Origin of the sequence: Seohaeicola sp. 4SK31, from assembly GCF_028802875.1 — a bacterium.
In the GTDB taxonomy this organism is placed as follows: Bacteria; Pseudomonadota; Alphaproteobacteria; order Rhodobacterales; family Rhodobacteraceae; genus Seohaeicola.
Window position 1 is genome coordinate 183048 of sequence record NZ_JARAMP010000005.1, and the last position, 19789, is coordinate 202836.

Consider the following 19789-nt stretch of genomic DNA (forward strand, 5'->3'; position numbering starts at 1 on the left):
CTTGAGCGATCTGGATGACACGGACCGCGCCATTCTGCGGGCCTTGGCGGCGGATGCGACCCTGAGCGCGGGCGCGCTGGGGCGGCGGCTGGGCCTGTCGCAGCCTGCGGCTTGGCGGCGGGTAAAGCGGTTGCAGGAGGCGGGCGCGATCAAGGGCCGCCGTCTGGTGCTGGATCACGAAAAGCTGGGTTTTGGCGTGACCGTGTTTCTGGGCGTGAAACTGGCCACCAAGGGCCGGGTCAGCCTTGAGGATTTCGAGCGCGCGGTGTCCGCCATCCCCGAGGTGCAGACGGTCGAGCATATCCTTGGGCTGTACGACTATCGCCTGCGGGTCGTGGCGCGCGATATTTCCGACTTTGAACGCGTGCTGCGGCGCCGGATCATGACGCTGCCCGGCGTGGGCGATGTGGAGGCGAATGTCCTGTTGTCCGAGGAGCGGCGACCGGGACCATTGTAAACGGGCTTTGCCTTTGGCGCCGCGTCGCGCTACCCCTTGGGAAACGCCGAGGAGGAGAGACCCATGAGCGCACTTCTGGACACTGTGGACCCGGACGGATTGCTGGAATTCTCGGTCGTGTTCACCGACCGGTCGCTGAACCACATGAGCGCCAGTTTCCAGCAGGTGATGCGTGATATCTCGGCGATGCTGAAAGAGGTCTACAACGCCGATGGCGTGGCCTTGGTCCCCGGTGGCGGCACCTACGCGATGGAGGCGGTGGCGCGGCAGTTCGGCCATGATGCCCATGCCTTGGTGGTCAGGAACGGCTGGTTCTCCTACCGCTGGAGCCAGATCTTCGAGGCGGGCGGGTTCACGGCGAAAACCACCGTCTTCAAGGCGCGCCAGACCGGGAACGGGGTGACGGCGCCTTTCGCGCCCGCCCCGATTGACGAGGTTGTGGCGGCCATTCGGGAGGCGAAACCCGATGTGGTCTTTGCGCCGCATGTGGAAACCTCGGCCGGATTGATCCTTCCTGATGACTATATCACCGCGCTGGCAGCGGCGGCACATGAGGTGGGCGCGCTGATGGTGCTGGATTGCATCGCTTCTGGCTGTGCCTGGGTGGATATGAAGGCCACGGGCGTGGATGTGCTGATCTCGGCCCCGCAGAAGGGCTGGTCCGCTTCGCCCTCGGCTGGCCTCGTGATGCTGTCGCAGCGTGCGATGGATCGGCTAGAGCATACGCAATCCGACAGTTTCGCGGTGGATCTGAAGAAATGGTTCAGCATCATGCAGACCTATGAGGGGGGCGGGCATGCCTATCATGCCACCATGCCCACCGATGCGCTGCGCGCCTTCCGCGACACGATGCTGGAGACGCGGGATTACGGGTTTGAAAAATTGCGGCAGGCGCAGTGGGCGCTGGGGAATGGCGTGCGCAAGATGCTGGCCGATAAGGGCGTGGTGTCGGTCGCCGCCGATGGTTTCGGCGCGCCGGGGGTCGTTGTCAGTTATACGGACGATCCCGAGATCCAGAACGGCAAGAAATTCGCCGCTTTGGGCATGCAGATCGCGGCAGGCGTGCCCCTGCAATGCGACGAGCCTGCGGGGTTTCGCACCTTCCGGCTGGGATTGTTCGGGCTGGACAAGCTCTACGATGTGCCCGCCACGCTGGCACGGTTGAAAACGGTCATCGACAAGGTGCTCTGATTTCATCTTGCTGAAAATATCCCCGCCGGAGGCATCCGACGGGGCAGCATGTGCCAGCCTCAGCCTTTCGCGCCCAGACCCATCTGCATCATCGTGCGGCGGACGGGGGCGAGTGAATAGATCGCGTTCAGCCCTGTTGCGCGCAGGTCGCGCAGGGGTTGGGCGTCCATCATCGAGGCGCGGTTGAGCAGGTCGATTCCCGCCACGCGGGCGCGCACCTCGGTGTGGCGGCGCTTGTGGAAGGTTTCCAGCATGGCGGCATCGCCCAGACGGTCAGGTGCGGCCTCGGCCAGTTCCAGAAGCACGCGCAGATCACCAAGGCTCATGTTCAATCCCTGCGCGCCGATGGGGGGCACGACATGGGCGGCCTCGGCCACCAGCGCGACACGTTCGGCGCACATGCGTTCAGCGACCTGACTGATGATCGGCCAGACCGTGCGGCGCGAGGCCAGCGTCAGCGGGCCGAAGAGCAGACAGGAACGGGTGTTCATTTCCGCCTCGAATTCCGCTTGGGGCAGGGCGGCCAGCCGCATCACCTCGGCCCCCTGTTCCATCCAGACCACGGCGGATGAAGGCTGGCCCTGATGATCGGGCAGCGGCACCAGCGTGAACGGGCCGCCGGAGCGGTGGATTTCCGTCGAGATATTGTTGTGCGGCGCGTCATGCGTGACGGCGAAGGCCAGCGCCTTTTGCCCATAGCGGGTGGTCTTGACCGGCACGCCCACAGCCTCGCGCACAGGAGAATTGCGGCCATCGGCGGCGATGACCAGACGCACACGGGCGGTGGTGCCGTCGGTCAGGCCCACACGCGCCTCGGTCAGGCGGGTGAAGACGGTGCTGACGCCGGTGCCGGGGCGGAAGGTGACGGTGGGCAGTTCGGCCAGACGCGCGATCATTTCGCGACGCAAGAGCCAGTTGGGCAGGTTCCAGCCGAAGGGCCGGTCCGAGATATCGGCAGCGTTGAAATCCTTTGTCAGGCGGGGTTCCGGGGCGGGCCCGCCCGCATCGACGATCCGCATGACCTGAAGGTCGGCGGCGTAAGGGGCGAGGCGGTCCCACAGGCCCGCGCGATCCAGCAGGGCCTGGGCCGGTTGCAGGAAAGCGGTGGTGCGCAGATCGGCGCCTTCAGCCTCTCGGTCAGTCACGGGCGGGGCGGGATCGACGCAAAGCACGGTGAACCCCGCGCTGCCGAACACGGCTGCTGCCGTCAACCCTGCGACACCGCCGCCAGAGACAAGGATATCGAAATCGAATGGCCGCATGATCGGTCCTCCTGCTGGCCCACTACTTAGAGCGCGGGATGGCAAAGGTCCAAGCGGCATTCCGTCATCCGCGCGTGATGATGATCAGCAGGGTCCAGATCACCGGGACAGCGATCAGGGCGGGGATGTAAAGGCCGGGGATGCCGAATGCGGCGACCGACAGACCCCAGAGGATGATCCCGACAAGCGTGATCAGCAGGATCATCCTGTCGGGCGACGTTTCGGCCTGCGCCGTGTGAGGGGCGGCGGGCAGGTCAAGCTGCGTGTCGGCCACAAGGCTGGTGTCGATCTTGCTCATCGGGGGGTCCTTTCCGGGATGCATGGCAGGGTCCGCTGGCGGACCTGCCTTCCAGATAGGCATCTGGCGCTGTCATGAAAGGCGCGGATTGCCGCAGCGCGGCGAGGTGCCGCAGCAGGGCAGGTGTCAGAGCAATCTGGCCAGAAACCCGGTCAGGTCGTTGGTATGGTGATGGATATGCGCGGCCTCATGCGGATCGGGGGCGACGTGGACCGTCCGCATCCCCATCGCATGCGGTGCGGCAAGGTTGCGGGGGTCGTCCTCGAACATGGCGGCGCGGGAAGTATCCAGCCCGTCTGCGGTGAAGATGGCCGTGAAGGCGGCGGCCTCGGGTTTGGGCAGGAAGCCCGCATGTTCCACGCCATAGACCGCATCGAACAGACCCGAGAGCCCCCGCGCCGCGATGACCCGTTCGGCATAGGGGGCGCAGCCGTTGGTATAGACGATCTTGCGCCCCGGCAGGCTGCGGATATGGGCGGCTAGGTCGTGGTCCACCTGAATGTGATCCAGCGAGATGTCATGGACATGGGTCAGGTAGGGGGCCGGATCCACGTCATGCTCGCGCATCAGACCGGCAAGGGTGGTGCCGTATGTGTGCCAGTAATGGCGGCGCAGGTGGTTGGCGCGGGCATGATCCACCCCCAGCGCATCCATCACGAATTGCGTCATCCGCACCTCGATCTGGTCGAACAGACGCGCCTCGGGCGGATAGAGCGTATTGTCCAGATCGAAGACCCAACCGGTCACATGAGAGAAATGCTGCTTTGCCATGGCGCGACGCTATCGCGCAGGCGGGGGCTCTGCAACAGTTGCGCCTTGCCTGACGGGGCGCGGCGGCGATAGTCTGGCGCGATGAACAAGGAGACGGCACGGATGAAGGACCTCAAACCGGTGCAGAAAGACGCTTACACCCTTATTCTTGAAGCGATCGACACCGGCATCTACCGCCCCGGCGACCGTCTGGTGGAAAGCGAGCTGGCCGAGCGGTTCGGTGTCTCGCGCACCCCGATTCGCGAGGCTTTGCAACGGCTTGAGACACAATCCCTGCTGACGCGCGACGGGCGCAGCCTGATCGTGGCCTCATTGGACCACAACCAGTTGAGCGAGCTTTACGTGGTGCGCGCCGAGTTGGAGGGGCTGGCGGCGCGTCTGGCGGCGCGTCATGCCACCGCCGAGGAGGCGCGGGTGCTGCGCGACATGGTCGAGGCGGATCAGGCGCTATTGGGCAATCCCAAGGGGCTGGCGCGGGCAAACCGGCGGTTTCACAAGCAGATCCATCTGGCCTCGCATAACCGGTATCTGGTGCAGCAGCTTGATCTTGTGCATCGGTCGATGGCGCTGATGGCGACCACGTCGCTGGCCGCGGAAGGGCGTGGCGAGGTGGCCTTGGCCGAACATGCGGCGATTGTCACCGCGATCGAGAACCGGGACGAGATGGGGGCATATCAGGCGCTGAAGGACCATATCTCCAAGGCCTTCGTGACCCGGCTCAAACTGGACAGCGGCACACTCAGAAGCGTGGAGTGATCAGCCGCCGGACCAGTCCGGGCGGGCGTGGATGCAAGGAATGGCCGTGGGTTGTCTTGTCCCAGTAGAAGGGGGCGAAGATCAGCTCGAACAGGGCCTTGTAGGCGGCCAGAACGCCGAGCGGAAAATAGAATTGCAGTGTCGGCACCCAGAACAGCAGATGCCGATGCGCAGGACCCGACACGGCCAGCAGGCCGGTCGCGACAGTCAGTACCTCGACCGTCAGGAACAGCTTGGCGATTGCGGTGAGCATCGGCGGCGAAAGCATCCCGTCCAGCGGATGGGGCAGACCAAACAGCACCAGCCAGAACGACCAAAGCACCGGCGCCAGCAGGAACTGCGAGAGCGCCGTGATGAAATGGGTCTGATAGCCGACGAAACGCCACAACCCCAGTTGCCGCAGCAGCAGGCGCGGGCTGCGCATATGCACCAGATAGGTGACCATATACCCCTTGAGCCAGCGTGAGCGTTGCCGGACCCATGGCAACGGGTGGCAGTTCGCCTCTTCCGCCGTGGTGGTGGCGAGCATTTCGGTCCGATAGCCGTGGCGGGCGAGGCGGAAACCCAGATCGGCATCCTCGGTCACGTTATGGGCGTCCCAGCCGCCGAGGGTTTCAAGGGCCGCGCGGCGGAAGAACAGCGTCGTGCCGCCCAGCGGGATGGCAAAGCCCAGCCGTGCCATGCCGGGCATCATCACGCGGAACCAGCTGGCGTATTCAATCGTGAAGCAGCGCGCCAGCCAGTTCTGGCGTGGGTTGTAATAGTCCAGCACCCCTTGGAGGCAGACCAGATCGGAAGGCGCATCGGCAAAACGGGCCGCAACCCGGTCGATCTGATCGGGATCTGGCGCATCTTCGGCGTCGAAGATGCCCACGATGTCCCCACGGCAGAAATCCAGCGCATAGTTCATCGCGCGCGGCTTTGTGCGCGGTCGGCCATCGGGCACCGGAATCACCCTGATCCATGGGGGGAGCGCGATACCGGACAGCGCGTCGCGCGTGACCGTGTCGTTCTCCTCAAGGATCAGAAGCACGTCCAGCAGGGCCTTTGGATAGGTCAGCTTTTCAAGCCGCTTGATCAGGATGTCCGCCACTTCGGGTTCGCGGTAGAGCGGCACGAGGATGGACACCACAGGGCGCTGCAGAGGAAGAGTGAGAGGGGGGTGCGCTGCGGGCGGTGACTGCACCTCGCGCCGGGTAAGAAAGGCCGCGACCGCAGCGGTCTTGTGCAGTGCTGCCACCAGCAGGGTCATCCCGGCCCAAAGGACGAGCAGGCTGAAAATGGCAAGCGGGTAGAGGAGCACCAGACCCAGCACCGTCAGCAGCGCGGCAGTCAGGAGCGCGATGCGGCGCCGTGTCGGACCGGCCCAGGTGCGGCAGCTTTCGGACAGGGGCACGCGGGTCAAGGCAGCGGCGGCCATCTCTTCGCGCCACTGACGCGCGACGGCCGCGTCCAGATCGGTCGGGTCGGCCAGAATGGGACGGGCCAGATGCAGGGGCGCGGGCAGGTCTGCTACGGTCGCAGCAAAGGTTTCGGGGCGGGTGGTGGCCATGAGGATGGTGCCATCCGCCCGTTTGCGCCAAGGCAGCACGCCCAATCCAAGACAGGTTGCAGGTTCCAGCATCGTGGCCAGTTCAGGATCGGGCGGTTCGGCCATAAGGTTCACGCGGCGCAGCGCGAAACAATCGGCGCGGGCCTGAAGAAGGGTTTCGGCGGTCAGCCATCCTTCGTTCAGGGCGATATCGGCGATACTGGCCCGGTCATGACGCATCTGACGACGCGCCGAGAGCATCTGTCCGATGCTGATCAGCTTCCGGTCAACCAGATAGCGGGCCAGATCCGGCGTGGCCCGGTCGCGAGGGGGAACGGCAACGGGCGCCGCGCGATGAGGCGCCCGCGGCAGGTCGTTGCGGAGCGCGACGGCGGTTGACGGGGTCGCCCCGCCGCTGGTCCAGAACAACATCTGCCATCCCCATGTCCATCATCACGCGGACAGGATCTTCCGCGCCCAAGGGCACCAGAATGGCAAGCATTGGTTAATGCAGATTTAACAGCCGGTTACCCGGCAACCTTTTCCGCGCGTTCGGCCATATGGGCGGCGAAGCGCTCGAACAGGTAGAAGCTGTCCTGCGGGCCGGGGCTGGCTTCGGGGTGGTATTGCACCGAGAACACCGGACGATCGGCAAGGCGGATGCCGCAGTTCGAGCCATCGAACAGCGAGACATGGGTTTCCAGCACGCCTTTGGGCAGGGTCTGGCTGTCCACCGCGAACCCGTGGTTCATCGAGGTGATCTCGACCTTGCCGGTCTCGAGGTCCTTGACGGGATGGTTCGCGCCGTGATGACCGTGGTTCATCTTGATCGTCTCGGCCCCCAGGGCGAGGGCCAGCATCTGATGACCAAGGCAGATCCCGAAAACGGGGATGTCCTGTTTCAAGACACCCTGAATCATCGGCACGGCATAGGCGCCAGTGGCCGCGGGGTCGCCGGGGCCGTTGGACAGGAACACACCATCGGGGCTATGGGCCAGCACCTCATCCGCTGTGGCGGTCGCGGGCAGGACGGTCACGTCACAGCCAACCGAAGCAAGGCAGCGCAGTATATTGCGCTTGGCGCCGTAATCGACCGCCACGACCTTGAACCTGGCGTTTTCCTGGCGGGCATAGCCCTGGGGCCATGCCCAACGCATCTCATCCCAGCGATAGGATTGCGCACAGGTCACGTCCTTGGCCAGATCCAGCCCCTTGAGGCCGGGGAAGGCGCGGGCGCGGGCGACGAGCGCCTCGATATCGAACACGCCATCGGGGTTATGGGCCAGCGCCACATGCGGCGCCCCCTGCTGGCGGATCGCGCGCGTCAGGCGGCGGGTGTCGATGCCACCGATCGCGATGCGGCCACGCTTTTCCAGCCATGTGGTCAGATGTTCGGCGGCGCGCCAGTTGCTGGGCTCGGTCGGGTCCCATTTCACGACCATGCCGGCGGCGACGGGATCGGCGGTTTCGTCGTCTTCGGGGTTCACGCCGACATTGCCGATATGCGGGAAGGTGAAGGTCACGACCTGCCCGGCATAGGACGGGTCGGTCATGATCTCCTGATAGCCGGTCATGGCTGTGTTGAAGCACAGTTCGGCCTGCGTCTCGCCCGTGGCACCGAAGCCGCGACCGTAGAACAGCGTCCCATCGGCAAGCACGAGGCAGGCTGTGGGGCGGGGGGCGGTGGACTGGGGCATGGGCGTCTCCGGTTCGGAAGGGGCAGCGGCGGGCCTTGGCAGGCGGGGTGCGACCAGTGGGCCGGCCCCGTCGGGGCTCTGCCGTGATCGCCCGCGCAGCGCAGGCGCAAACTGGCGGAGGTTTACGGGTCAGGCGCGGCAGGGTCAAGTGATCCTGTGCCGCAAAGTCACGCGCGCCGCGTCAATGGGACAAGGTTGTCCCTATGGGTAGGGCGGTTGCCCCCGGCTGTGGGACATACTATGTGTCACGTTTGTTACAACGCCGAGGAATGGGCAGAATGGATATGCGCGAACGGGTCAATACGGCCCTCAAACAGGCCATGAAGGACAAGGCGGCAGACCGTCTGTCCACGCTTCGTCTGATCAACGCCGCTATCAAGGACCGGGATATCGCGGCGCGCGGCGATGGTGACTCGGAAGGCGTGGGGGATGCCGAGGTTCTGGCGATCCTTGGCAAGATGTCCAAGCAACGGATGGAGAGCGTGCGCGCCTATGAAGAGGGTGGGCGTGTCGATCTGGCCGAGCGCGAGCGGGCCGAGATCGCGGTGATCGAGGAATTCTTGCCGCGTCAGTTGAGCGCGGCCGAGATCGACGCTGCGGTGAGCGAGGCGATTTCCACAACCGGTGCCACCACGATTCGCGACATGGGCAAGGTGATGGGCGAGTTGAAGGCCAAATATACGGGCCAGATGGATTTCGGCGCCGTCGGGCCGATGATCAAGACCCGCCTGAGCTGAGGCGATCCGCGACCCGGCCTGATCTCAGGCCGGGGATCCGGTCTTGCTGAGGCGCAGCGCCTCGGACAATTCGTTGAACAGGTCCTTACGCTCGTCTTCCGACAGGAAGGCGCCGATTTCGACTGTCCGGCCATTGCCGGTCAGGGTCACGTAGAAGGGCACGGGCCCACCTTGCGGGTGCAGTTCGGCCCGCGCCCAGAAACTGTTGCAATCCCATTCCTGCCGGTCGCCCTTGGGGTTCGTCCGGGTCAGGTGGATATGGCCGGGATCGAGGGTCAGTTCTTCGAGGATATTGCCGTCCCGATAGCTGCGCTCCAGCCCCCACCAGACCGCCGCGACCGCGGCCATCAGGAAGGGCAACAGTCCCCACAGGACGACCGTTCCCAGCAAAGGGTAGAGCGGGATGGTGATCAGCGTGAAGGTGGCCAGGACAAAAGCCGCCATCCCGCGCCGGGGCAGGGAGCGGTGCGGCCAGAGGCGCAGGCTGCGGGCATGGTCGGCGGTATCGGTCCAGGTATAGGGCATATGTCCGGGGGGCTTGTATGGTGGGTGACGCAAAAGTAACCCGTCCGGCGGATCAGTAAACCCCGAAGCTGCGGTGCGATGTGTCGCAGGGGCGGGCGCGCTTTCTGCCCGCGATACATCCCATGCAAAAGGGCCCCCGCAGGGGCCCTTTCTTGTCTCAGTGCCGTGCCTTAGTGGGCGTGGCTCTTGTCCCAGTCTTCCCGCTTGGGCAGCTGCTCGAAAGTATGCTCGGGCGGCGGGCAGGGCAGGGTCCATTCCAGCGTATCGGCATATTCGTTCCAGTAGTTGTTCTGGGTGACGCGGGCGCCCCGGAACAGCGAGTAGAACATGATGCCGAAGAAGAAGATGAACGAGGCGAAGGAGATGAAGGCCCCGATCGACGACCAGTAGTTCCAGAGGGCAAACGCCTCGGGGTAGTCGATGTAGCGGCGGGGCATCCCCTGACGGCCCAGGAAGTGCTGCGGGAAGAAGGTCAGGTTGGACCCCAGGAACATCATCCAGAAGTGCAGCTTGCCGGCCCATTCGGGATAGTGGCGGCCCGTCATCTTGCCGAAGTAGAAGTAGATCCCGGCAAAGATGGCAAACACCGCCCCCAGCGACATCACATAGTGGAAGTGAGCCACCACATAGTAGGTGTCATGATAGGCACGGTCGATGGCCGCCTGGCTGAGCACGATGCCGGTCACGCCACCGACGGTGAACAGGAACAGGAAACCGAAGGCCCAGAGCATCGGGGTCTCGAACGTGACCGAGCCGCCCCACATGGTGGCGATCCAGCTGAACACCTTCACACCAGTCGGCACCGCGATGACCATGGTGGCCATCATGAAGTAGGACTGCTGCGTCAGCGACATGCCCACGGTGTACATGTGGTGGGCCCAGACGACGAAGCCCAGCGCGCCGATCGCGATGATCGCCCAGACCATCGGCAGGTAGCCGAAGACAGGCTTGCGCGAGAAGGTGGCGATCACGTGGCTGATAATGCCGAAGCCGGGCAGGATGATGATGTAGACCTCGGGGTGGCCGAAGAACCACAGGATGTGCTGATACAGAACCGGGTCGCCGCCACCTGCGGGATCGAAGAAGGTGGTGCCGAAGTTGCGGTCGGTCAGCAGCATCGTGATGGCACCAGCCAGAACCGGCAGCGACAGCAGGATCAGCCACGAGGTGACGAAGATCGACCATGCGAAGAGCGGCACCTTGAACAGGGTCATGCCGGGGGCACGCATGTTCAGGAAGGTGGTGATCATGTTGATCGCGCCAAGGATCGACGAGGCACCCGAGACGTGGACCGCGAAGATCGCGAGATCGAGCGAGAACCCACCCTCATTGGTCGAAAGCGGCGGATAGAGCACCCAGCCCACACCCGAACCCAGCTGGTCATTGCCGCCCGGTGCCAGCAGCGAGGCAACACCCAGCGCGGTGCCTGCAACATACATCCAGTAGGACAGGTTGTTCATGCGCGGGAAGGCCATGTCCGGCGCGCCGATCTGCAGCGGCATGAAGTAGTTGCCGAAACCGCCGAACAGGGCCGGGATCACGACGAAGAACATCATCAGAACGCCGTGATAGGTGATCATCACGTTCCAGAGGTGACCGTTCGGGGTGCATTCAGCGGCGGAATCCGCAATGAACCGTGCGCCTTCAAGGCACATGTACTGGACACCCGGCTCCATCAGCTCCATCCGCATGTAGATGGTGAAGGTGACGGAAATCAGACCGACCACCGCAGAGGTGATCAGGTAGAGGATGCCGATATCCTTGTGGTTCGTGGACATGAACCAACGGGTGAAGAACCCGCGCTGGTCCTCGTGTCCGTGGCTGTGAATGGCTGCGTCGGCCATGCGGTTGCCTCCTGTAGGTGGGTATTCAGCGCGGAAAAGACTCCCCCGCGCGCATTTCCCGACCTGTTTAGAATGGCCGGGGCGCAACGGCAATCCGCGAAATTGATCTGAATCAATGTATATTGTCGCACCTTGAAATGTGTCAGGTGGGGCGGACAATCCTGTTAATGCCTTGGCAAATAACGAAAAAACCCGGCGCAAAGCCGGGTTTTCCATCCTCTGTCATGCCGTGGCCGCCGCGGATGGGGCAGCCCCGGATGTGACCCGTGGTCAGTTGGTCGCAGGCGCGACAGAGGCCAGATAGGCCGCCACGTCCTCGGCACCCTTGGCCAGCTTGAAGCTCATGGACGAGCGCGCCTTGGGATCATCGTTGTATTCCACGAGGAAAGCCTTGGGGTCCTGCACATAGCTGGCAAGGTTTTCTTCGTCCCAGACCAGACCGGCTTCCCCGGCAGCGGCAAGGCTTTCACCATAGCGGAAGCCTTCCTGCGCACCGGCCGCACGACCGATCACACCATAGAGGTTCGGGCCGGTCTTGCCGCCCTTGACGATGTCGGTGCCGTCTTCTGCCTGAATCATGTGGCAGGCCTTGCATTTGTTGAACTCACGTTCGCCCTTGGCGGCATCGCCTGCGGCGAAGGCGGGGACGGACAGGGCCAGCATGGCGGCAGAAGCGGTAATCAGGAATTTCATAGTCAGACCTCTTGGGTTTGTTGGGTAGCAAGGCATTTCCTGCCCCTAGTGATACTCTTACAGTTAGCCCGTGCAACAGTCATTTCAACTTTGCGCGTGGTCTGCGACTATTCGCCGAAGGTGCTGGCGAAGCTAAGCTTGAGGGCCGCGTCCAGATCGGCAAGACGCGTGTCCAGCCCCAGATCGCGCAGGCTGGTGACACCGTGTTCGCTTATCCCGCAGGGCACGATGCCGGAGAAATGCCCCAGATCCGGGTCAAGGTTGATCGAGATGCCGTGGAAGCTGATCCATTTGCGCAAGCGGATGCCAATCGCGGCGATCTTGTCCTCGGCCAGCGCGCCGGTGATGCTGCGGGGTTTGTCGGGCCGTTCCACCCAGACGCCCACGCGGCCCTCGCGGATATGGCCCTGCACCCCAAAGCTGGCCAGCGTGGCGATGACCCAACCCTCAAGCTGCTGCACGAAGCGGCGCACGTCATGGCCGCGCCGTCCCACATCCAGCATGACATAGATCACCCGCTGACCTGGGCCGTGATAGGTATACTGCCCGCCCCGCTTGCTGGGATAGACGGGGAAGCGATCGGGATCTGTCAGATCCGCGATCCGCGCGCTGGTGCCTGCCGTATAGAGCGGCGGATGTTCCAGCAGCCAGATCGCCTCGGGCGCGGTGCCCGCTGCGATTCCCGCGACGCGCGCCTCCATCCATCGCTCGGCCTCGCGGTAATCGATCAAGCCGGGGGTCGTGATCCATTCAACCATGCCGCGAAATTCCTGCTCCAACGATGCCCGAAACCCGTCCTGGCAAGCCTTTCCTGCATAACTTCTTTGGGAAAGACAAATCCTGGGTTACGATTTTCGCCATTATTTAAGCATCTCGGGGAGATTTTGAAATGACCACTCATCGTTTGAAGGCCGGTCTGGTGGCGGCGCTCTGTTTGTCAGTTTCAGCGACGCCCTCCAGCGCGGACAATCTGGGCGCCGCGATCGTCGGTGGCATCATCGGGGGCGTCATCGTGAACGAGGCGTCCAAGAACCGGCAGCGGACCACGACGACGCGCAGCACGCAACCACGCAGCACCATGAGTTCGGCCACGCGTGAACAGAACCGACAGGTGCAGACCTCGCTCAACTATTTCGGCTTTCCGGCAGGAACGCCCGACGGTGTGATGGGGCAACGGTCCCGCGCGGCGGTGGCGCAGTATCAGGCACATCTGGGCTTTCCGGCGACCGGGCAACTGACGCCCTATGAGAGGGATTTCCTTGTCTCCTCCTACAGCCGCGCGCAGATCGGCGGGCCGCAGGTCATCCGCGAGATGAATTCCAACCCGCAAGGCGTCAAGGGACTGCTGGTGGTCTGGCGCGACGAGGCGATGGGTGGGGCCTCGGGCTCCCGTACGGCCAGCTATGGCGGGATGCCGCCCGAAGTCTCGGCCGCCGTGGACGAGATCGCCGCCAGCTCCGAGCCCACGGCCGAACAGTTGCTGCAGCGGTCGGGCTTCATCCAGCTGGCCGACCTGAACGGGGACGGACGGACGGACTACCTGATCGACACCTCGGTGACGGGCAGCTCCTTCTGGTGCGGGGCCAGCAGTTGCTCGGTCATGGTCTTTGCCTCGACCCCGCAGGGCTATGCGCGCAACGACTTTCTGGCCTTCAACGCCACCCCGGCCATGTTCACCTGCCGGCAGGGGGCCTGCGAGATCGCGGGCGATGCGGGCACGGCGGGCGGCACGATGGCCGCAGCACCTGCACCCTTGCCCGTCCCTGCGATCACGGCACCTGTGACGGTGATGGCGGCCGCGCCGTCCACATCTCCGACACCGGGGCTGGGGGGGATTCAGGCGCTGCCGATGATCGCGGCGCAACCCACGGAAGCGCCGTCACTGGCCAGCCATTGCAGCAAGGTCAGCCTGCTGACCAATTCCAACGGCGGCTTCGTGACCCTGGCCACCATGGCCGACCCTGATCTGGCGCTGAGCGAGCAGTTCTGCCTGACCCGGACCTATGCCATCGGCAAGGGCGAGGACATGGTGGCCAAGGTGCAGGGCCTGACTCAGGCGCAGGTCGATCAGCAATGCGATGCCTTCGGTCCCGCGCTGGCACCGTTCGTGGCCATGCTGGAGGGATCGGATAGCGCGCAGGTGCGCGCCGAAGTGCAGAAATTCGTGCTGGGCGCCGCGATGACGGTCGAGCAGTTGCAGAGCACCGCCGAAATCTGCCTCTATACCGGTTATCGCCGTGACCGGATGGAAGTGGCGCTGGGATCGGCCTTGCTGCTGGTCGGAATCGGCAAGACTCCCTATGCGGAACTGGTGGGGCATCATCTGGCGCAGGGCTTCGGGGTGACCCGTTCGCCCGAAGAAGCGCAGGACTGGTATGCGGTCGCTGTAGACGCGATTGCGGGCGGCACCGAGGCGGTGTTCGCGCCGGGCCAGCCCGAGCGGATGGAGCTTCTGCGCGCCGCAGCGGCTGATCTGACCGGGACTGCGGAACCGCAACCGCAGAAGGCGGCGCTTCCGGCTTTCAAGCTGGACTGACGTGACGAACAGCGTCCATGAGGACAGCGCAGGGGCCAGTCTGGCCCCTGTTGCATTTATCCCCTTCACAAGGTGGCGGGCTTTGTCTATACGGCCCCTCGTCACCACATGACGTGCGGTCGTGGCGGAATGGTAGACGCGCAGCGTTGAGGTCGCTGTGGGGTAACTCCCGTGGAAGTTCGAGTCTTCTCGACCGCACCAAAATCTTGCCTATGGCATCCTCTTGAATTACAAGAAAACCTTGAAATTCGGGCCTTTTCGAAGGTCTGGGATTTGGGGGCTTTTGCACAAGCTTTGCACAAAGTTTGCACAGAAGGGGATTGGCCAGTGGAAAAGATTGACGGCGCAAAGCTCATCGGCAGCACGTGGCATTACTACAAACGGGTGCCCAAACGACTCGTGGAAGCCTACGGATTGCCAGAGTTCAAGCGCGGAACCATGAAGACGCAAGACCTCACTGAGGCGAAGCGACTGGCAAGGGCGATGCTCAATGAACTGGATGAACTGGAAGCCAAGCTGGATGCTGTATCGTCACGTGTGAAGGTCTTTGGCGACCTGACGCCGAAGGAACAAGAGCGGCTGGAAGGCGATGTGGCGCATGCTATCGCAGCACTTCCAGCGGACCAAAAGCTGCTAATCCAGAAGGCGGGTAGTGTCTGGGCTGCAGGCCGCGAAATGAACCTGCATGAGCGGTCCGCAGCATTTCAGAAAGCCGGTCTCGGGGCGGGTTACGCGCTCAAGGATGAAATGGGCGAAGAGTATGACCCTGACGACCGCGAACTTGATGAAACTCAGGATGCGGCTCGCATCAGTTTTCATGAGAAAAAGGGTAGGGCACTCAGGGATGCCTTGACCGCCGCCGATGTGATCGAACCAACGGCTAACACTGATACCAGCCTTCGAGGTCTTCTGGAAAGGTTCTGCCAAGACAAGGGCTATGTCGATAAGAATAAGATCAAGAACAAGACGCGGGGGCAGTATGCTTACGCTGTTCGCCGGTTCATCGAATATCACGGCGACGTACCCCTCGCCGATCTGACGAAGAAACACCTGACCAGTTTTGCTCGCGACTTCGTAAAGTTGCCGAAGTCTTCGCGGAAAGATGTTCGCCCCCTTGCTTTCTGGGATGCGGTCAAGGTGGCGGAAAGGGAAGGGCTGCCCCGTGTGATCAAGCGCACGCGCGACCAGAATCTGACATTGTTGAAGGTTCTCATGTCATATGCGGTTAACGAGGGAGAGCGTGAAGATGACGCAGGGTGGGGTAAATACACTGTTACGGAAAAGCAGGAAAAGCAGAGCGCGGCCAAGAAGGCAAAGCGTCACGTGTTCAGTCGCGATGAAGTCAAGTCGATTGTCGAGTATGCGTCGAAGGCGCGCGATCCCAACACCGTGGACTACTGGGCACCGCTTTTTGGGGCGTGTCATGGCCTACGGATCGAAGAGGTTTCGCAACTTCACGTCGCAGACGTGCTGACCGAAGAGAATTTTGTTTGCCTGTCTGTCACCGATGAAGCCGACCTGCAAAAGGTCAAGAACTCAAACACCTTTCGGACTATCCCGGTTCATCGTGAGATACTGGATCGTGGATTCTCCGATTTCGTTGCTCGCCGCCGTAAGGCGGGCGGCAAAATGCTATTTATGGAGGCGGAGCGTTGGGGCAACCAGCTTCACGAAATCTCCCATGACGGGCAGGGGCGCTATGGCACCTTCTACGGTTCGCGTTTTGGAAGGGACCTAAGCAAGCTGGAGATTGTCGGAAACAAGGTTGGCTTTCACAGCTTCCGTCACGCATGGACGGACCTAGCTCGCAATTCCGGAATTGGCGCTGAAATTCGCCGCGCGCTAGCGGGCCGTGACAGCGACTCCGACGAATATAAGATTGACCGAACAGAAGACCGCTATGGGCACGGGTTCAGCATCGCTGTCTTGGCTGAAAGCCTGAACAAGTTGCAGCCACTGGACTGACTAGCGCACTTTCCGGACTGAATTAAGCCCGCGTCAGCGGCATGGCCTGCCGATATTCGGTGGGCCTTTTTTGTGGCCGTAACACGGGCAGCCCCTCAGGTGTGACCAGTCAGCAACACTTTTCCTCGGCCTGAGCAAACCGTTCTGCCTCGATTCGTGGACTCGGCTGCCATTTTTTGCTACATTTAGTCAATAGTTAAATTTCTTCCCCCGAAATGAGGAATGCCATGCTGACTGTCAGTCAGGCCGATCTTGCCGATGCGCTGGACGTGACGCGGAATACAGTCACGGCTCGGACGTGTTCGCTGCCCTACACCACCGGTTCGTTGGGACAACGCCGCTACCGCCTTGGGGACGTGCTGCCTACGCTCAGGGAGCGCGAGCGCGTTTTCGTCCCGATCCTTTTCGACCTAGCAGACGGCGGCGAAGAACTGTTCGTCGGTGATGACGCTATCCACCGCGCCCGGCGCTTGGAAGCGTGGCTGCAGGGTGAGCAGCGCGAACGGCTGTTTTGCGCACAGGTGTCCTTCACGACCGCTTTGGTGTCTTCTGTGCAGTCATCGGTTCTGTTCGAGCACATCGACGCCCTGCGCCTGAGGCTGGCGCTGCACGACGACATTCTGCGTTGGACGGTCCTTGCGGATGCAAAAGCGCTTCCGCCCTTCGAACACTTCGCGCTTCCCTTCGCGATTACCAACGCACGCTATGAAACTATATTTGACAAGGAGGCCGCTTGATGGACCCCACCGAAAACTTCCGCAATATTGTTACGTCCGACGACCTGACCCGCGCCCGCTGGGAAGCGGTCAGCTACAAGGTCATTGCCGACGCCCAGAAGCTGCTGGGCATCACGCTGGACCGTGAGGCCGTTATGATGCTCCCCAGCGCCCGACTGGCGACCCTGATCGACGAACCTCTGCCTGAGTCCTTCCTGAGCGAGGTAAAGCAGCTTGAGGCCGTACAGGAGCAGATGCTTGAACAGAAGCTGCGCAAAGCTCTGGAAACGGGCGAAGAGGAAGCGCACGCGGAGCTGAACCGCCTCCCGCGTCACCTTCGCATGTCCCGCGCCCGCGACCTTGGCATGAACGCTACCCCGATCGAAGCGCCTTCATCGGTCGCGGATGAAGCGACCATGTTGCGCCGCCTGCTTACCCTCAGCCCTGCAGAAAGGCTGGCGAAGGCAAGGGCATGGGGGCTGGCATGACGTTCTGGCAGATCGTTGAAAGCATTGAGCGCGACCACCACGGCGCGTGGTGCGGGTTGTTTCACAGGACCGAGCATGGCCACCGCTTCCTGCCGACCGGCGACGTACTGACGCCCCGTGCCTATGATGAAATCCGCCGTCGGTTCGGCGCGAAGGTGGCAACGGGCGCGGAAGAGCTGACGCCCGAAGAGCGTAAGCGGAACCAGCTCAGGGCCAAGGCTCATGCGGCGGAGGGCGCGCGTTATGGCCGATAACATTCGCATTCTGGGCGTGCCGGACCCCGGAGTCACCGACGAAACAAATTGGGGGAACGCAAATCACTATGCCCTGCCCCCTGAAGAGCGTCGCAAGAGCGCGCAGAGAAAGAACGAACAAGCAGCCCGGTGGGCACGGGCGGAAGCTGTTCGCGCCAACTGGACCCCGGAAGACTTCACCGCCGAAGAAGAGCGGCTGCAGGCCGAAGTCGCGGCGAAGCTCGCCGAAAGGAAGTATCGTGATGCAGCCTGACATGTTCAACCTCGAGAAGTTCAAGGCCGCTGAGGCCCGCGCCTTACGGCGTCGGCAGCTCTGGCACGCAGCGCGCATGGCATGCCCGGACCACGCGACCTTTCGCGCCAACGTGGGCGCAATCGAGTGCGCAGTTTCGGCCCTTCTCGCAGAAGAATTTGGGGACCGCATTACCTCCTAGCCGGTGGGTTGTCCGGAAAGCAGCCGGTCCCCAAGGCGGACGAATCCGCCGCCCCTGCGTGGGGGGTCTTCTCCTTCCCCGCGCCGGGACCCAATCACCCCCAAGAATGGAATAGCATTATGCAGACCTTTGCGAATGGGCAGTTGCCCAAGTTTGACAACGACATGGTGCAGGAGCTGGCCGACGCAATCACCAAACTCGCGCGCCGCGCTGGTGGTCGCGGGATGCGCGTGAACTTCGCCCAGATTTGCGCGGCCCTCGACGACAACGAAGAGCTTGCAGCAGCGGTCCTGAACCGCGCGGGCTTCAAGCACTGCCCGGAACAGTGGGCTACCGGTAAGGGTAACAGCATCGTCAGCGACTACACTTACCCGGCAGGCTTTTCTGACGCCCTGACGGAGATTCTGGACCGGCACGACTCCGTCTAATTCTCGCAACGGCGGAGCGGATGTGAATTTTTCAATCGGCTTGCGCCGTTCCTGTGTCTTTTCGGCACCTACTACATATTGTGCGCGGACGTGCAAAATCGGCTCCGAATTCTGCTTCAAGCTGAACTTTTCTGTGTTCACCTTGCTCCGATTGGACGCATTAAAGTATTTTATTACAATGGGATGGATCGCGCATGCGGTCCGGGATACTCTGCCTCACATCGAACTACGCAACGAAAGGACGGTAGAATGAGCATCAACAACATCTTGGGCCGCGAAGGCCGCGAAACGGCGCTGGTGCTCGGGACGGATCAATTTGCCCGTATCGCACAGAACCCGATTGCGCGGGGCATTGCCGAAGAGCTGGGGCGGCTCTCAGCCAAGGTTACTGAGTTGGCGTCGGCTTGATGGACATGTCTCGTGAAGAAAGCAGTGTTGGAGGCGTTGTCTCCTACGCTGAGAAGCTGAATGAAGTCATATCAGAGATGGCAATTCACCTGCAAAATGATGAAATCTACAAGGTGAGAAAAGACCAGATGGACCGGGTGATGTTGATCGCAAATAAGATTATCTCAATCGCCGGTGACTTCATTGAAATAGATTCACTTGAGTGAATATAGCGGTGGTCCGCGTCAACGGCCCAGCCAAAATACCGGGGCGGTAGGCTTGTCTTGTTCCGTTGACGACCGACGCCCCACAGGACGTGGCCGAATGAACAGGTCTGAAGGAGTGAGCAAATGAGAAACTGACTGCAAGGAGAAATGACGAATGGCAGGAAATACGGCAGACAACCCCTTTGCTCTCGCCGGGCAGAATATCCCAAATGACGAAGATTGCGAGGTGATCGACCGGGACGAGGTCCAGACCTCCAATGTGGTTAAGCTGGACCTTCGCAAGGGCGAGCCGCACGACCGCTTGCCCAGCAAGGGCGTTTTCAACCTCCCCCCTCGCAATAGCCTCTATCACACCAAACGAGCACAGTGCGTGCGTGAGCGCGCACAGGTGGAATTGTTGGAAGAGCTTACGGACGCTATGCAGACCCTTGTCGACGGAGGGCTGCGGCGGGCCAATGAGCACTATGCAGACGTCGCCGACCATAACGCGATGACACTGGCCTATGCGCTCAGGTATGCCGCCTGCGGTCTGCACGTGATCGACTCCCACGCTATTGACCCCAAGACCGGCGAAGGCACGGATCGTCAAGGC

23 protein-coding genes and 1 tRNA gene are annotated in these 19789 nt (G+C 62.4%); 15 read left to right on the forward strand and 9 right to left on the reverse strand.

Annotation, left to right across the window (positions count from 1 at the left end):
- The first annotated feature begins 1 nt into the window (after position 1).
- Positions 2-457, forward strand: coding sequence for an Lrp/AsnC family transcriptional regulator (locus PVW27_RS06330; RefSeq protein WP_274556139.1), 456 nt, complete (start codon positions 2-4; stop codon positions 455-457).
- A 63-nt stretch (positions 458-520) separates the two neighbouring features.
- Positions 521-1648 carry an aminotransferase class V-fold PLP-dependent enzyme gene (locus tag PVW27_RS06335; protein ID WP_274556084.1) on the forward strand — a complete coding sequence of 376 codons (1128 nt, stop codon included), beginning with the start codon at positions 521-523 and terminating at the stop codon, positions 1646-1648.
- A 59-nt stretch (positions 1649-1707) separates the two neighbouring features.
- Here PVW27_RS06335 and PVW27_RS06340 read toward each other — a convergent pair whose 3' ends face one another.
- From PVW27_RS06340 to PVW27_RS06350, 3 genes are all read right to left on the reverse strand, one after another.
- The gene (locus PVW27_RS06340; protein ID WP_274556085.1) at positions 1708-2910 is read right to left on the reverse strand and encodes a UbiH/UbiF family hydroxylase; all 1203 of its coding nucleotides are present in this window, start codon (positions 2908-2910) and stop codon (positions 1708-1710) included.
- Positions 2911-2974: 64 nt separating this feature from the next.
- The gene (locus PVW27_RS06345) at positions 2975-3208 is read right to left on the reverse strand and encodes a hypothetical protein (protein ID WP_274556086.1); all 234 of its coding nucleotides are present in this window, start codon (positions 3206-3208) and stop codon (positions 2975-2977) included.
- A 126-nt stretch (positions 3209-3334) separates the two neighbouring features.
- The gene (locus PVW27_RS06350; RefSeq protein WP_274556087.1) at positions 3335-3979 is read right to left on the reverse strand and encodes a pyrimidine 5'-nucleotidase; all 645 of its coding nucleotides are present in this window, start codon (positions 3977-3979) and stop codon (positions 3335-3337) included.
- 102 nt (positions 3980-4081) lie between these two features.
- On the opposite strand from PVW27_RS06350, the gene PVW27_RS06355 reads away from it, so the two are divergent.
- On the forward strand, positions 4082-4735 hold the full coding sequence (locus tag PVW27_RS06355) for a GntR family transcriptional regulator (RefSeq protein ID WP_274556089.1): 654 nt from the start codon (positions 4082-4084) through the stop codon (positions 4733-4735).
- On the opposite strand, the gene PVW27_RS06360 is transcribed toward PVW27_RS06355, so the two are convergent.
- Entirely contained in the window at positions 4719-6698 is a 1980-nt protein-coding gene (locus PVW27_RS06360; RefSeq protein ID WP_274556091.1) for a glycosyltransferase family 2 protein, read from the reverse strand. The genes PVW27_RS06355 and PVW27_RS06360 overlap by 17 nt on opposite strands.
- A 95-nt stretch (positions 6699-6793) precedes the next feature.
- Positions 6794-7963 (reverse strand): glutamine-hydrolyzing carbamoyl-phosphate synthase small subunit, encoded by a 1170-nt coding sequence (gene carA / locus PVW27_RS06365; RefSeq protein WP_274556093.1) that lies wholly within the window; start codon positions 7961-7963, stop codon positions 6794-6796.
- 278 nt (positions 7964-8241) lie between these two features.
- Between carA and PVW27_RS06370 the strand changes: the two genes are divergently transcribed.
- Positions 8242-8700, forward strand: a complete 459-nt coding sequence (locus tag PVW27_RS06370; protein ID WP_274556095.1) for a GatB/YqeY domain-containing protein — start codon at positions 8242-8244, stop codon at positions 8698-8700.
- A gap of 24 nt (positions 8701-8724) precedes the next feature.
- Here the strand turns inward: PVW27_RS06370 and PVW27_RS06375 are convergent, their stop codons facing one another.
- The 4 genes from PVW27_RS06375 to lipB form a co-directional block, all read right to left on the reverse strand.
- Positions 8725-9225: a DUF2244 domain-containing protein gene (locus PVW27_RS06375; RefSeq protein WP_274556096.1), complete on the reverse strand. Its 501-nt coding sequence runs from the start codon at positions 9223-9225 to the stop codon at positions 8725-8727.
- 170 nt (positions 9226-9395) lie between these two features.
- Positions 9396-11069 (reverse strand): cytochrome c oxidase subunit I, encoded by a 1674-nt coding sequence (ctaD, locus tag PVW27_RS06380; protein ID WP_274556099.1) that lies wholly within the window; start codon positions 11067-11069, stop codon positions 9396-9398.
- Between the two features lie 270 nt (positions 11070-11339).
- On the reverse strand, positions 11340-11762 hold the full coding sequence (locus PVW27_RS06385) for a c-type cytochrome (RefSeq protein WP_274556101.1): 423 nt from the start codon (positions 11760-11762) through the stop codon (positions 11340-11342).
- 107 nt (positions 11763-11869) lie between these two features.
- Positions 11870-12541 (reverse strand): lipoyl(octanoyl) transferase LipB, encoded by a 672-nt coding sequence (lipB, locus tag PVW27_RS06390; RefSeq protein ID WP_274556103.1) that lies wholly within the window; start codon positions 12539-12541, stop codon positions 11870-11872.
- Between the two features lie 110 nt (positions 12542-12651).
- Between lipB and PVW27_RS06395 the strand changes: the two genes are divergently transcribed.
- The 11 genes from PVW27_RS06395 to PVW27_RS06445 form a co-directional block, all read left to right on the forward strand.
- Positions 12652-14298, forward strand: coding sequence for a peptidoglycan-binding domain-containing protein (locus PVW27_RS06395; protein WP_274556105.1), 1647 nt, complete (start codon positions 12652-12654; stop codon positions 14296-14298).
- A 115-nt stretch (positions 14299-14413) separates the two neighbouring features.
- Positions 14414-14499, forward strand: a tRNA-Leu gene (locus PVW27_RS06400).
- Between the two features lie 126 nt (positions 14500-14625).
- Positions 14626-16263 carry a DUF6538 domain-containing protein gene (locus PVW27_RS06405; RefSeq protein WP_274556107.1) on the forward strand — a complete coding sequence of 546 codons (1638 nt, stop codon included), beginning with the start codon at positions 14626-14628 and terminating at the stop codon, positions 16261-16263.
- A 227-nt stretch (positions 16264-16490) separates the two neighbouring features.
- On the forward strand, positions 16491-17000 hold the full coding sequence (locus PVW27_RS06410; RefSeq protein WP_274556108.1) for a hypothetical protein: 510 nt from the start codon (positions 16491-16493) through the stop codon (positions 16998-17000).
- Entirely contained in the window at positions 17000-17467 is a 468-nt protein-coding gene (locus tag PVW27_RS06415) for a hypothetical protein (protein ID WP_274556110.1), read from the forward strand. Before PVW27_RS06410 ends, PVW27_RS06415 begins: the two co-directional genes overlap by 1 nt.
- On the forward strand, positions 17464-17721 hold the full coding sequence (locus PVW27_RS06420) for a hypothetical protein (RefSeq protein ID WP_274556111.1): 258 nt from the start codon (positions 17464-17466) through the stop codon (positions 17719-17721). The genes PVW27_RS06415 and PVW27_RS06420 overlap by 4 nt, the downstream gene beginning before the upstream one ends.
- Positions 17711-17974 (forward strand): hypothetical protein, encoded by a 264-nt coding sequence (locus PVW27_RS06425; RefSeq protein WP_274556113.1) that lies wholly within the window; start codon positions 17711-17713, stop codon positions 17972-17974. Before PVW27_RS06420 ends, PVW27_RS06425 begins: the two co-directional genes overlap by 11 nt.
- Before the next feature lie 300 nt (positions 17975-18274).
- Positions 18275-18583 (forward strand): hypothetical protein, encoded by a 309-nt coding sequence (locus PVW27_RS06430; RefSeq protein WP_274556114.1) that lies wholly within the window; start codon positions 18275-18277, stop codon positions 18581-18583.
- Between the two features lie 249 nt (positions 18584-18832).
- Positions 18833-18991, forward strand: coding sequence for a hypothetical protein (locus tag PVW27_RS06435; protein ID WP_274556117.1), 159 nt, complete (start codon positions 18833-18835; stop codon positions 18989-18991).
- Between the two features lie 5 nt (positions 18992-18996).
- The gene (locus PVW27_RS06440; RefSeq protein WP_274556118.1) at positions 18997-19197 is read left to right on the forward strand and encodes a hypothetical protein; all 201 of its coding nucleotides are present in this window, start codon (positions 18997-18999) and stop codon (positions 19195-19197) included.
- 154 nt (positions 19198-19351) lie between these two features.
- Positions 19352-19789: hypothetical protein (locus tag PVW27_RS06445; RefSeq protein WP_274556119.1), on the forward strand; the 438-nt coding region annotated here is incomplete at its 3' end.

Coding starts and splice junctions, on each gene's coding strand:
- PVW27_RS06335 (WP_274556084.1), top strand. CDS start 521: ATGAGCGCACTTCTGGACACTGTGGACCCGGACGGATTGCTGGAATTC.
- PVW27_RS06340 (WP_274556085.1), bottom strand. CDS start 2,910: ATGCGGCCATTCGATTTCGATATCCTTGTCTCTGGCGGCGGTGTCGCA.
- PVW27_RS06345 (WP_274556086.1), bottom strand. CDS start 3,208: ATGAGCAAGATCGACACCAGCCTTGTGGCCGACACGCAGCTTGACCTG.
- PVW27_RS06350 (WP_274556087.1), bottom strand. CDS start 3,979: ATGGCAAAGCAGCATTTCTCTCATGTGACCGGTTGGGTCTTCGATCTG.
- PVW27_RS06355 (WP_274556089.1), top strand. CDS start 4,082: ATGAAGGACCTCAAACCGGTGCAGAAAGACGCTTACACCCTTATTCTT.
- PVW27_RS06360 (WP_274556091.1), bottom strand. CDS start 6,698: ATGTTGTTCTGGACCAGCGGCGGGGCGACCCCGTCAACCGCCGTCGCG.
- carA (WP_274556093.1), bottom strand. CDS start 7,963: ATGCCCCAGTCCACCGCCCCCCGCCCCACAGCCTGCCTCGTGCTTGCC.
- PVW27_RS06370 (WP_274556095.1), top strand. CDS start 8,242: ATGGATATGCGCGAACGGGTCAATACGGCCCTCAAACAGGCCATGAAG.
- PVW27_RS06375 (WP_274556096.1), bottom strand. CDS start 9,225: ATGCCCTATACCTGGACCGATACCGCCGACCATGCCCGCAGCCTGCGC.
- ctaD (WP_274556099.1), bottom strand. CDS start 11,069: ATGGCCGACGCAGCCATTCACAGCCACGGACACGAGGACCAGCGCGGG.
- PVW27_RS06385 (WP_274556101.1), bottom strand. CDS start 11,762: ATGAAATTCCTGATTACCGCTTCTGCCGCCATGCTGGCCCTGTCCGTC.
- PVW27_RS06395 (WP_274556105.1), top strand. CDS start 12,652: ATGACCACTCATCGTTTGAAGGCCGGTCTGGTGGCGGCGCTCTGTTTG.
- PVW27_RS06410 (WP_274556108.1), top strand. CDS start 16,491: ATGCTGACTGTCAGTCAGGCCGATCTTGCCGATGCGCTGGACGTGACG.
- PVW27_RS06415 (WP_274556110.1), top strand. CDS start 17,000: ATGGACCCCACCGAAAACTTCCGCAATATTGTTACGTCCGACGACCTG.
- PVW27_RS06420 (WP_274556111.1), top strand. CDS start 17,464: ATGACGTTCTGGCAGATCGTTGAAAGCATTGAGCGCGACCACCACGGC.
- PVW27_RS06425 (WP_274556113.1), top strand. CDS start 17,711: ATGGCCGATAACATTCGCATTCTGGGCGTGCCGGACCCCGGAGTCACC.
- PVW27_RS06430 (WP_274556114.1), top strand. CDS start 18,275: ATGCAGACCTTTGCGAATGGGCAGTTGCCCAAGTTTGACAACGACATG.
- PVW27_RS06435 (WP_274556117.1), top strand. CDS start 18,833: ATGAGCATCAACAACATCTTGGGCCGCGAAGGCCGCGAAACGGCGCTG.
- PVW27_RS06440 (WP_274556118.1), top strand. CDS start 18,997: ATGTCTCGTGAAGAAAGCAGTGTTGGAGGCGTTGTCTCCTACGCTGAG.